Genomic DNA, 11213 nt, shown 5'->3' with positions numbered 1-11213 from the left:
ACGCCGGTTTCCACGGGCGCTCCCACGATCGTAGGCAAGTTTAGCCGTGAACACGGTCTTGCGAAACAGCCTTGAGGAGCCAGCCGATGACAACGACAACGGCGACGAAACCATTCGATCCTGCACAACACAAGGAGACGACCCTCGACCAATGGCGGGCTGCCGCCGCCGCCAACCGCGAAGCCACCATCAACAAAGCGATCGAAGCCGCTGATGTGGCGCCACACTGGTCGTCTTTCCCTAAGCATGGATACCGGGATATCCGACTGGGGTGTGAAGGCTGGGGTGACTGAACAGGAGATCATTCGCACCCGCCATCGCATTGCCGATTGCAGAAGCTGCTGCCGTCGCTGAAAGCCGGCGGCTAGGTCTTCGTGTTACGGCACACCGACACCGACAGGACTGCTCACAAGAAAACCATTGCAGCTGAAGTGTAGTGGGAACGTGAATTGGGAGTAGAGGAAACCGCCATGCAAGCAAAAATTGCCGTCGTTCAGAAGCCGCCGGTCTTTCTCGATCGCGAGGCGACCATCGCCAGAGCCGTCGAGGCGATCGACGAAGCCGCCGATGCCGGCGCCACCCTGGTGATCTTCCCTGAAGCCTGGATATCCGGATATCCGACGTGGGTCTGGCGGCTGAAGCCCGGCACGGATATGGCGTTGTCCAGCGAGCTTCACGCCAGGCTGCGCAGCAACGCCGTCGATATCGAGCGAGGTGATCTTGAAACTCTGCAGCAGGCCGCCAGCCAGCGTGCGGTGACGATTGTCGTCGGCCTGAACGAGATCGATAGTCGATTCTCGGGCACTACGCTGTTTAACACCGTGGTCGTGATTGGACCGGATGGCACGCTCCAAAACCGACATCGCAAGTTGATGCCGACCAACCCCGAACGCATGGTCTGGGGCACGGGCGACGCGAGCGGCCTCAGAGTTGTCGACACGCCGGTCGGTCGCCTGGGGTGCCTGATCTGCTGGGAAAGCTATATGCCGCTTGCGCGCTACGCTCTCTACGCCCAGAACATCGACATTCTCATCAATCCGACGTGGGACAATGGTGAACTCTGCCTCGCCACATTGCGTCACATCGCCCGTGAGGGCGGATGCTGGGTCATCGGCACCGCGACGGCAATGCAGGGCAGCGATCTCCCCGCCGACTTTCCCGATCGCGACCGACTGTTCAAGCCCGAAGAGTGGATCAACGACGGCGACGCCGTCGTCGTGAAGCCGGGCGGCGCAATCGCGGCCGGACCGCTGAACCGCGACAAGGGAATCCTGTTCGCCGAAATTGACCGGGAGGCGGTCGGCCGCGCCCGGCGGTCGCTCGACGTCGCCGGGCACTATTCCCGGCCGGATATTTTCTCGCTGTCGATCAGCCGGAAACCGCTTACACCCGTCGCGTTCACCGACTGAGCCGAAACAGGCTGACGACCGCGCCGGCGCTGGGCGGAAGCCGGGAGCCGGAATGTCGTGGAGCGCGTCCCATGACGCCGTCCAGTTAGCCGGGCGGCTGACGCTTCGCTCGTCTGCCCTGCCTGGCTCAACGCGGTCGCCGCAGCATCGGGACGAGCGTCGGCGATGAACCGATCTGGATCGCGCCGAGCGGTTCGAAGCCGTGGCGCTGGTAGAACGGAATGTTGCGCGGGTTCGAGGATTCCAGATAGGCGGGCGCGTGATCGCGATCGCACTGCGCGAGCGCGTACGCCATCAAGGCGTCGCCGTGACCTTCGCCCTGATGCGCCGGGTCGACGCCGATCGCGGGCAAGTACCAATGCGGTTCGGTCGGGTGGTACTTGGCCATCTGCTCGAATATAGCGGCGACTTCAGGGGCAAGGGAGGCCGCAACCGTGCTCTCGACAAGCGCACCAAGCCCTTCCTCGTCGGGATGCACCCCGGGCGACAGCCACAGCGCCGTCCCGACATAGCCATCGGTGCAAAAGCCGCTTCCGTTTGAGAATGCCCTGGCCCCGAACGCGCGGACCAGTCGCGGCATGGCCGCAAGGTACTGGTGTGCATGCGGCCAGGTCCATCGCGCCATGGGATCGGCTGCAAACGCCAGCACGATTGTTCCGATCGCCGGGTCTTCATCGGCCGCGGCCATGACTCTCACTGTCGGCGATTTCATGCTGCCCTCCAAGCGACGCAAATGGTTCGACGAGGCGCCCGCGCCCGCAATGGGCGCCGCAACAAGCGGGCAGGGATCAGGCAGTGCATCGGAAACCGCAACATCCAGCTGCCATGTTTCGCCTCCGGCATTGAGTTTAACGCCTGACGCAACAAGTTGTTTCGAGAAACGGAAGGGAAATCCCCCGAGGAAGGAGACAGCAGCGATGATGAAACACAAGACCGGAACACGCGAGGAACGGCTCGGAGCGCGGCTCGCACTGCTCGAGGCGGAGAAAAGGCTCATGCGGCAGAGCGACGAGCTGGCGCGACAGCGACAGGAACTGCCGTGGGTTCGGATCGACAAGGAGTATCTGTTGGAGACCGAGGAGGGCAGCGCCTCGCTCGCCGACCTCTTCCAGGGGCGCTCGCAACTCTTCGTCTATCATTTCATGTTCGGCTACGGATACCGGCTCACGGATGAGCGCCAAGGATGCACCGGATGCTCCTTGATCGCCGATCACTTCGACTGCGTCATCCCCCACTTGAACGGCCGCGACATTACCCTGGTTTGCGAATCGATCGCGCCGTTGCAGGAGATCCAGGACTACAAGCAGCAAATGGGCTGGCGCTTCCCGTGGGTTTCGTCGCTCGGGAGCGATTTCAAATATGACTTCGGCGCCGCCTTCACCGAAGAGCAGCAGAGAGACGGCGCCGACTACAACTATCAGCATGTCGACAGGGCCGAGCCGCAGAAGGAGGGAATGAGCGTCTTTGCGCTCCAGGACGGTGCCGTCTACCACACCTACTCCACCTACGCCCGTGGCACCGAGGCGTTTATGGGGGTCTACCGTTTCCTCGACCTGGCTCCGTGGGGAAGGAACGAGAACGGGCTCGAGTTCCCCCAGGCGTGGTGGCGCCGCCATGACGAGTACGGCAATCGCTGAGTGTCATGGGCACGACCGCGAATTGCGTCACAGGGGCTCGCTGTGTAGTTCCCTATAGACGCGGGATCATAGGATCGAGTTCCTCCTGCTCCAAGTGTTTTGCACCAGGTTGGGAAAGGTATGCGATCAGCTCAAAGAGAATCGATCCGTCAGCCCTGGCAACTCTGCTCGCCACCTGCACCGGCGGATTGCCATGCTTTTCTGCCAACTCAACGGTCATAAGGTGCGGGATCAGCCCGCGGCCGAACGCTCTCTCAACCGTAAGGAAAATCCAGATGCCATCAGGATCAATGTCGGACCAATGGTAAAACGGAACCTCGTCTGGTAAGCGGCGGGCAATCAAACCAAACGCTTTCTGGATTCCCGCCGACGGATAGCCGCCTCCGTAAAGGACGAGTCCTCGCCGATCCGGGTCTGCCTCAGTCACGTGTCTGACGAAACTCGTGTAGTTTTCAACCACGAGGACGTACTCCGGCATGCGGCTGAAGTCGACAGTATCGATTGCATCGGCTGGGAAGCCAAGGAAGGAAGCGTCCGGTTGGTGCGCCCCAAAGGTGATGGGGCCAGAAAGGAGGAGGGGTGGAGACACCTTTTCTAGTCCGAGAGCGCCCAGCGCCTCGCGGGGAGTTGCGCCCTCCGGAATGTCTGGAACCGCGCCACGCAAGGCCCTTACGACCGATGCCTCCAGCCGTTCCAATGCCTTACTGTCTGACACAGTCCGCCTGGAGAACGTGCGATAGTCCAGTCCGGAATGTTGTTGTGCGTGAATCGCTTGTGCGAGGATAAGCGCCTTCGCGAGCGAACCAATGTCACCGGGAGCGATGCCTGCCCACTTCCGATTTTTGGACCAGGCCCCCGCAGCTTCTCGACCCTGCTCTGCGAATGGGGTGGACAGCTCTGCACGACGAAAAAGTTCCTCGAGCGCTGAGGCAGAGCGTTCACCGGAAGGAATTCGTTCGACGAAACGATAGAGGTTCGCCGCGTCAGCGATGCGCACGAATTTGACCTCGCCGGCTCGCCGCCCCTTATCCATCCGAAGCTCGACCGCACCCGCCCGACTTGCCTCCTCCAACTTCTTCCGGAAGCGGTCGGCCTCAACTACGCTCGAAAAAGCAGCGTTGTCCGGATAAGCGCGTGCGCCCGCTCGACCATCCTCGTGCCTGTCCAGGAGATGAGAGAGAAGGGCACTCGGATCGGTGAACCTCACTCCGCTGCCATCCTGCGCAACGCTTCATCGTCCATGAGCTCAGGGTTGATCCGCAGCAGCTCCTTGCGGGCCTTTTCCCTCACTTGAACTACTGTCGTCTCCGACTGCCCGTTGCCAATATTGTCTACCTCGACGATGGCATGCATGTAACCGAGCAAGGAAGGCCGCCGCTCAGGTGGCGCAGCCACAACCACCTGCAGGCCAAGGCTCTCATAGAACCTCATCATCTGCCGCTGGTTCTTGCCGTCGAGCTTGGCAAAGGCTTCGTCGAAGACGGCAAGGGCCATTCCAAGACGCGATCCAAATCTCCCCTCGGCGGTTCCGTAAACGGAAGCCAGCGAGGCACCGATGGCAACGTAAAGCGGGACTTGTTGCTCGGCTCCGGAACCCGTTCCGCGGCGAGTTTCCCAGCGTGTCTTGTGTCCGGTATCAAGGTTCTCCATATGGATCTCGAATACGAAGAAGTTTCTATAGTCCTCAAAACTGTCAAAATCGGTGTCGGGATGCTCCAGGATGCGCTTCACCTCATCGAGCACGGGTTTGTGGGGAGAGTCTTCGGGAATTTCGCCCTTGAACAGAAGTTCCAGTGCATCCTCGGACGTCACGTAAATCTCGACCGCTTTCAGGATGGGCGCGTACTGAGCCAATTGCGTCCTGCTGAACGAATATCGCTCGCCGTGGAACGTGTGATTGCGCAAGCTATGGTTCAGCGCGTCGATATCTCTCTTAAGCTTAGAGATGCGCGAATGGAGGGAGTTGACGAACTCGCCGCGAAAGATGGATGAGACCCGCTCGGAAGCTTCATCCGCCAACGCTTCATGCCGTGTGAGTTCGTTCTCTTCGATGTCGCGAATCGTGGCTTCTGCCCATGGTAGGATGTCCTTGAGGATGTCGCCTTCTACTCCAACAACAGAACTCAAGGGGGCAATGTCAAAGTAGCTCCTCATGGCGGCCCGCACACCTCTATCGGCCTCCATCATTCTGTCCCTAGCTTGCTTGGAGCGGTCCTCCGCGCGCTGTCCGATCGCACGATGGATCCCGGCCAATGCTGCGTAGCGGGCCGACGAAAAGCTTGGGATCTGTTTATCCGCCATCCGCTCCCGATACCTGCGGTTGGCGGGCACTGCGGCCGTCAGGCGCCAACTATAGTGGAACAGGCGGCGGGCGAGGTTCCGCGAATGGCGCGATCCTTCTTGGCTTGTAAGGCTCTCGAGCGTCTTTCTCGCGGTTTCGGCCTGTTTCTGATAGGCTCCTTGCCTCTTCTGGATCGACGTGAGTTCGCCGTTCCTGGCCTGAATGTAGGCCTGTTGAACTTTCTTCTTCTCCTCAAGTTCGTAAAGGCGCTTGAGGTCGCCCTGATCCACCGCCTCCAACCTGGACCGAGCCTCTTGTGCCAACCCCTCCTGCTCCTGCGCCCTTGCAAGTAGGCCTACCACTGTCTCGCCGTCCGCAGTCGAAGCCAAGATGGCAGCGGAGCGGTCAACCTCGGAAAGGACGTGCCTGCGCTGGGACAGGGTTTCGATTTCCTCCTGCAATTCCTCCAAACGCCTTTTCTGCTGGAGGAGCAGCTGCTCCTGGGCTGTCTTGCCGATCTTGAGGCGGGAGGCTTCCTCCAGTCGGGTCCCTCGTACCAGCCCATCATCATACAGGCCGTCAGCCATAAGGGCGCGGCCGGGCTGATTGAACCCATCCATGGTGCGGGCCAGCCGCACATTGCCATATCTGCGCTGCAGGAAGGCGAGCGCGTCTTTGTCATCGGACCTGAAAAGAGATGGGAACCAACCTGCTTGAGCCGGATCTTGGTATCGCTCAAGCTTGTTTAGGCTGACCAAGGACGCCTGGCGGAGTTCCCGTCTATTTTCCCTCAGGATGGCCGTTGCCCCGTGGATGTGATCGCGATCGACGAAGATCGCCTCCCTGTCCCGACCGAGAAGACCTTCAGCCGCTTGCGCCCAGTCCTTGTCGGTAAGGTCAATGATGTCGCAAAGCGCTCTCGGAATCATCCCGGCCATGCGAAAGAGCCTCATCAGCTCGCGGGTATGGTCGCCGAGGTGAGAATCCCGTGAACCGGAAGCGGCCGCCTCAATAGAGCGAGACAGCTTACCGACGTCCTCAGTTTTGGTATGCAAAGTCGCTTCCGCCTCGCTACGCGCTCTCCCAATTCTCTCGGCGATGATGGGGAGCGATGCCAGGAAGGCTTGTTCGATGACCGCCGTGGCTCCCGTATTGCCACACCTGACGGCCTCGGCCAGCGCGGAGGCATGAGCCGCCAATTCGCGGGAGCTTACTTCACCCTTTCCGAGTGCTTCGGCCGCCGCGGCGATCCGCTGCATGTGCTTCACTCGCTCGGAAACCCGCTTGAGGCAATCTGTGGCGGAATAGGAATGGCTGTCTGCCATCTTCTTCAGATCGTCGATGCCCGTCCTCGCTTTGATCGCTTCGATCTGCTTGATGATGCGATGCACATCCTGGTTCGCCTCCGTGATTGAGTGGTTCAGGTCGGTGATTTCCTCGCTCTCGGCTAGGAGAGATGCCTCGGCTTCCTTGATCTCTTCTTCAAGTGCCCGCATTGCCGCCGAGGCCGCTAGATACCTCGCCTTGCGATTAATCCAATCCTCCTCGTCGTGTTCGTTAAGAGAATTCCTAAATTCTTCCGCACGCGCTTTGACCACCTTCAGCCGCTTCGCGCGCTCACGCATGTTCTTGATGGTCTGATTGACTTGCCGGTAAGTCTTCAGTGACTCTCGCAGTTCACTAATCCTCATGGGCGACTCCTCGAGGATGTAGCTCCTGACGAAGTCTGTTGCGGACAGGCCTTGGTTAAGAGTCATGCCGTTCACAATCGCCTTTGCAAGCGCGGCGGCGTTTCCCGAGGTCGGCGCCGATCTTGGAACCAAATCGCGCATGTACTCGCGGATGTGATCAGTGGCGCTGTCGCGATGATTCACGAAGCCGCCACCGCATTCTCTCTCCAGGGATTGCCTGACTTCCTCCCATTGCGCGAATTCTTGCCGCCCTTCCCGCTCACGCAGGAAATCCGTCGTCTTCAATATTTTGCCGCGGACGACGAACCGGCCGAGTACAGTTTCGGCTGGCTGTGTCTTCCTCGCCTCCATGGCGAGGCCTACCGTCAAGTCGGGTTTCACTCCATCGGCGTCGCGAAAACTGATAGTCACGTAGGTAAGGCAGGCTTCACGCCGAAAATCACCCTCTCCATGGGCACCGAGGCAGTACCCCTGTACCGTGCGCCTCGGACCGCTTCTGCGGCGACTCTCACCAGCGACTGGGTTGAGGTTCATGTAGCGTCCGCTAGCGCCGGTGAGCACCACCTGGATCATGTCGAGGATTGTTGATTTGCCCGAGGCGTTTTCACCGAGGAAACCGACGTGGCCAGAAACCGGGATATCTTCGACGTTGAACGCATGCCAGTTCACCAGCGCGAGGTGCACGAGTTCCATCATTGGGCATTTTCCCCAACGGGAGCTAACTGGCGAGGCTCGTAATCTTCCAGCGCAACCTGCTCCTCAATTCGCTTCAGCGCGTCGGATCCGGAAACAAGCTTGATTACCGGCCGGACCACCACCTCCCGATCCTGAAGGGCGCGATCGAACTCTCCAAGCCAGATCAGGTTGCGTGCAGCAAGAGCCTCAAGAACATCTTCGAACCTTGACTGGGCCACCAGCATTTTTGTGCCTCTTTCGGCCATTTCCCTGTACTTCTCGTAAAGGACGTTGAACGTGGTCAAGACCGTCGCGCGCTCCTCAACGTTGCCCTGGTTCGCTTCGTCCTGCCAGTGAGCCGCCGCCACCAGGAGAACGATGGTCTCATCAGCCTTCATTTTTGGCGTTGACGATATCTCTTCGTCACAGAGCACGATCCCCGCCCACTGTTCCTCTTGCTCGCGGTGGACGCGGTAGCCGATGCAGTCAAAGAATCCGTCAATCACTCTTCTGAAGCGACTATCCATAATTACATCATAGATAGTTGCCACGCCCCGGTCGCCCGAATACACGAACTGATGACGCAGGAGGTATCGGCAGGCCTTGCGAAGATCGGCGCCCTTGTCCGCGCCGAATCGGGTCTCTACTTCTTCGAACTCAGCCAGCATCGACGCCTCCAGCCGGGACAGGCCTTCTCCGGATAAGGAAATTCCCGCACCTGATCCAATCGCTATCGTGCTGCGGTCCGTCAGAGTCATCCACGATCTCAAACGCCACCGCGATAGAGGGCGGAATATCGCCCGGCTTGGTGAACCTTCGGATCGCATCGAATGCAATGAATGAGTCCACGTCTTCGATCTTAAAGAAGTGCGCCTCTTTCGTCACAGCAAGAGGGACGTTCTCATGCAGCCATTGGAGCAATCGTCTCTCGTCCGGAACGATTCTTTCCATGTACTCCTTCTTGAGTCTTTTACGCAGCGCCAGCAATGGATCCACCAATTTGGGTGGAACCGCCATTGACTCCAAGGCCTTGCGAGATTGCCGCGGTTGCGCGAGATGTCTTTCCGACCACGGCGTATGCATCGGTTCGACCGGCAGGGGAACCCACGCGAATTCAGAGAGAGCGGGGCGCTGGTCCATCACCTTGTGGAGCCGGCGCACGAGTTGCGAGGCCCGGCTTGAAATACCACCGCTCCCTTGCTCCGCATACTTGACCGTGTTCCGGAGACGCTGTTCCAACTGCCGCCGGAAGACGGCGATTCGATCGAACATCTCACCGATCCCATCAAAGACCTCCTGGATGGATAGAAGATCGGTCTCAGCCATTCTGAGCCCATTCTCAAGTGTATCGGCCATTCCGTTCTCAACATACCCCGAAGCGATCGTCCTCATGGTTCCAGGATCGAGAGAAATGTCGCGGGCAAGATCGAGGATATGATCCTTGAACCTAAAGGGGTGGTTGAAAGTGTGGATCGCTTGGAAGTCCTTCAGAACCAATTCGCCGATGAATTCCTGAAAATAGGCGTCCACTCTCTCGCGCATGCTCCGCGATTCCATGATGGTACGGCGAATACGCCTGAGGTCGGATAGGATTGCCCTGAGCGTTTTAAGAAAGGCGGTGGCCTGTTCTCTAGCCTGCACTACGGCATATGCAGCATCCACGGCCTCCTTTACGGAAGAGCCCGGCTGGAGTTTCGCCGCTAGTTCCAGACTCTGCTTCACGTTGACAACGACGCCGCCGAAGCGCTGGCTCACGTCGGATTTCAGGCTGGACAGGAGCTGCATGACCAAGCTTGCTCCCATGGGCATATCTACCGTCACCCTTAGCCCATATTCTTCCTCTTCGAGCCAACCGGTCTGGAGCAGTTTCTGGTAGGCAATGCTCGCGACCCGCAACGCTGCCTCCGCAGCCTCGTTCGCCTCGCCAGCGAACTTCAGGCGCCGACGACGCTTGGACACTAGGTCAGGCAGTCCTTCGCCAACGTCGTCGCCCTCGGCAAGAAGCTCGGGCATTCGCTTGATGAGATCGTAGATTGCATGGACGACCTCCTGGGGGGTGGGGAAGGACGCTCCACGAGAGAAGAAACGCTCGTAGGTGTCCAGTAACGCCGCCTCATAGAGGAACCGGAATTTGCGTGAGAAGATCAGAAATGCGTCGTCACTAAGATAACGAAAAAGTGCCATCTGTGGCGTTTACCCCAAGCTGCCACGAATTGTATGCCACTGCTTGGCGAACCAAACAACCTGAGAAACGCGCCGTCGAGAGCAACATTCGGAGGTTTATTAACGAACATTTCTATTGAATAGCCGGAAACGGTTGTCTCACGTTGGCTCCGAGATCGGCTCCACGTACGCGAGCACAAGCGGAATCGGTTTTGCTTCCGGCGGTGCGGCCTGTAAGTCGAGCCATGCCTTCAATCCACACACAGCGACAGCCAAGCGGGGCAAAAAGTGCACTGTCACCGTAATGCACCGTGATGCGGAGCAGTCATCGAGGTCGGCCTAGCCCACCAGCCGATCCGCGCCTGCGGTGGGCGCAGATCCGCCTCCTGAAGATTGTGCGCGTCCGCCCTGCCGCCGGCCGGTCAGCCCGGCGGCATCTTCTCGAAGGTCTTCAGCGCGCTATCCATCTTGTCCCAGGGGAGAGCCCGGCTGCCGTAGGTGACAACGGTCGGATTGAACCGGCTCGGATCGTCGAGACTTCCAGCATAGACCGCGATCGGCTCCGGCATGGCGGCGAATGTCAGGTAGACCGGCGTTCCGCAGACCGGGCAGAACGAATGGATGTTATCATTGCCGCTGTCACCCGCGATGCGCCAGTCCGTCGCTGTGCCGGTGATCTTGACGTCTGCCCGCGACGGAAACGTCAGATAGGATTGGTGACCGGTGCCGCTTCTTTTCTGGCAATCGCGGCATTGGCAGTGGTTTTCGAAGATCGGGGCTGCCTTTGCCTCGTAGCGGACCGCGCCGCACGCGCATCCGCCGGTGTAGAGAGTGCTCATCTGCTCGGTCCTTTGTCCTGGGTCAGGCCGCCAGTTCGGACGCGCGCGGCTTGGCGAAGACATCGATCGCCTGACCCGTTTCGAGAAAGGATTTCAGGCTGGAGAGGACGATCGGCCAACCCTTTTTGATGCCCATGCCGCTGCCGGCTTCGAGGTCGTCATGGCTGACGGTCAGCCGGACCATGGCCTCGTATTCCTCGAGCTCGAAGGTCACCCGGCTGTAGCTCGCCGGATCGGACGCCTGCGAAGCGTTTGCCCAGGTGATGACGAGACGGGTCGGCGGCGACACCTCGACGACCTTGCCGACGAGCTCGACGGTCCGTTCGTCATTAGCGCGGATGTGCTGCCAGCTCGAGCCGGGCTTCCAGTCGGAGACGTTCTCGTGGCCCCAGTAGCGCCGTGCGAGGTCCGGTTTGGTTATGGCCTCGAACACCTTTCCCGGTGTCGAGACAATATAGGTCGTGTAAGTAAAGCTGATCGTTTCCCTGGTCATTGCTACGCTCCTTTTGTTTCGCGAG

10 protein-coding genes are annotated in these 11213 nt (G+C 59.6%); 3 read left to right on the top strand and 7 right to left on the bottom strand.

Features of this window, described 5'->3' with window-relative positions; translation table 11 throughout:
* Window positions 1-86 precede the first annotated feature (86 nt).
* Both AC0L2Z_RS13745 and AC0L2Z_RS13740 read left to right on the top strand, forming a co-directional pair.
* Window positions 87-293 (top strand): hypothetical protein, encoded by a 207-nt coding sequence (locus AC0L2Z_RS13745; RefSeq protein ID WP_198032583.1) that lies wholly within the window; start codon window positions 87-89, stop codon window positions 291-293.
* Window positions 294-470: 177 nt separating this feature from the next.
* On the top strand, window positions 471-1409 hold the full coding sequence (locus AC0L2Z_RS13740; RefSeq protein WP_473628306.1) for a carbon-nitrogen hydrolase family protein: 939 nt from the start codon (window positions 471-473) through the stop codon (window positions 1407-1409).
* Between the two features lie 127 nt (window positions 1410-1536).
* Here AC0L2Z_RS13740 and AC0L2Z_RS13735 read toward each other — a convergent pair whose 3' ends face one another.
* Window positions 1537-2121 (bottom strand): GNAT family N-acetyltransferase, encoded by a 585-nt coding sequence (locus AC0L2Z_RS13735; RefSeq protein WP_473628385.1) that lies wholly within the window; start codon window positions 2119-2121, stop codon window positions 1537-1539.
* 205 nt (window positions 2122-2326) lie between these two features.
* Here AC0L2Z_RS13735 and AC0L2Z_RS13730 point away from each other — a divergent pair, with 205 nt between their 5' ends.
* Window positions 2327-3046: a DUF899 domain-containing protein gene (locus AC0L2Z_RS13730; RefSeq protein ID WP_473628304.1), complete on the top strand. Its 720-nt coding sequence runs from the start codon at window positions 2327-2329 to the stop codon at window positions 3044-3046.
* A 52-nt stretch (window positions 3047-3098) separates the two neighbouring features.
* Here AC0L2Z_RS13730 and AC0L2Z_RS13725 read toward each other — a convergent pair whose 3' ends face one another.
* The 6 genes from AC0L2Z_RS13725 to AC0L2Z_RS13700 form a co-directional block, all read right to left on the bottom strand.
* Entirely contained in the window at window positions 3099-4253 is a 1155-nt protein-coding gene (locus tag AC0L2Z_RS13725; protein WP_473628302.1) for a Wadjet anti-phage system protein JetD domain-containing protein, read from the bottom strand.
* Window positions 4250-7714, bottom strand: a complete 3465-nt coding sequence (locus tag AC0L2Z_RS13720; RefSeq protein WP_473628301.1) for an SbcC/MukB-like Walker B domain-containing protein — start codon at window positions 7712-7714, stop codon at window positions 4250-4252. Before AC0L2Z_RS13720 ends, AC0L2Z_RS13725 begins: the two co-directional genes overlap by 4 nt.
* Entirely contained in the window at window positions 7711-8361 is a 651-nt protein-coding gene (locus tag AC0L2Z_RS13715; RefSeq protein WP_473628300.1) for a DUF4194 domain-containing protein, read from the bottom strand. The genes AC0L2Z_RS13720 and AC0L2Z_RS13715 overlap by 4 nt, the downstream gene beginning before the upstream one ends.
* Complete coding sequence (locus AC0L2Z_RS13710; protein WP_473628298.1) at window positions 8351-9877, bottom strand: Wadjet anti-phage system protein JetA family protein; 1527 nt, start codon at window positions 9875-9877, stop codon at window positions 8351-8353. The genes AC0L2Z_RS13715 and AC0L2Z_RS13710 overlap by 11 nt, the downstream gene beginning before the upstream one ends.
* Before the next feature lie 401 nt (window positions 9878-10278).
* Window positions 10279-10695, bottom strand: a complete 417-nt coding sequence (locus AC0L2Z_RS13705) for a GFA family protein (RefSeq protein WP_473628297.1) — start codon at window positions 10693-10695, stop codon at window positions 10279-10281.
* A 22-nt stretch (window positions 10696-10717) separates the two neighbouring features.
* Window positions 10718-11188, bottom strand: a complete 471-nt coding sequence (locus AC0L2Z_RS13700) for an SRPBCC family protein (RefSeq protein WP_473628295.1) — start codon at window positions 11186-11188, stop codon at window positions 10718-10720.
* Window positions 11189-11213: the final 25 nt, after the last annotated feature.

The sequence above is a fragment of the Mesorhizobium sp. WSM4850 genome, assembly GCF_055811735.1.
The sequence above is the reverse complement of the archived record's forward strand: the minus strand, read 5'-3'. Positions and strand labels throughout refer to the sequence as shown.

Bases quoted from the DNA above. Each gene is read 5' to 3' on its own strand.
- AC0L2Z_RS13745 (WP_198032583.1), top strand. From the start codon at position 87: ATGACAACGACAACGGCGACGAAACCATTCGATCCTGCACAACACAAG.
- AC0L2Z_RS13740 (WP_473628306.1), top strand. From the start codon at position 471: ATGCAAGCAAAAATTGCCGTCGTTCAGAAGCCGCCGGTCTTTCTCGAT.
- AC0L2Z_RS13735 (WP_473628385.1), bottom strand. From the start codon at position 2,121: ATGAAATCGCCGACAGTGAGAGTCATGGCCGCGGCCGATGAAGACCCG.
- AC0L2Z_RS13730 (WP_473628304.1), top strand. From the start codon at position 2,327: ATGATGAAACACAAGACCGGAACACGCGAGGAACGGCTCGGAGCGCGG.
- AC0L2Z_RS13720 (WP_473628301.1), bottom strand. From the start codon at position 7,714: ATGATGGAACTCGTGCACCTCGCGCTGGTGAACTGGCATGCGTTCAAC.
- AC0L2Z_RS13715 (WP_473628300.1), bottom strand. From the start codon at position 8,361: ATGCTGGCTGAGTTCGAAGAAGTAGAGACCCGATTCGGCGCGGACAAG.
- AC0L2Z_RS13710 (WP_473628298.1), bottom strand. From the start codon at position 9,877: ATGGCACTTTTTCGTTATCTTAGTGACGACGCATTTCTGATCTTCTCA.
- AC0L2Z_RS13705 (WP_473628297.1), bottom strand. From the start codon at position 10,695: ATGAGCACTCTCTACACCGGCGGATGCGCGTGCGGCGCGGTCCGCTAC.
- AC0L2Z_RS13700 (WP_473628295.1), bottom strand. From the start codon at position 11,188: ATGACCAGGGAAACGATCAGCTTTACTTACACGACCTATATTGTCTCG.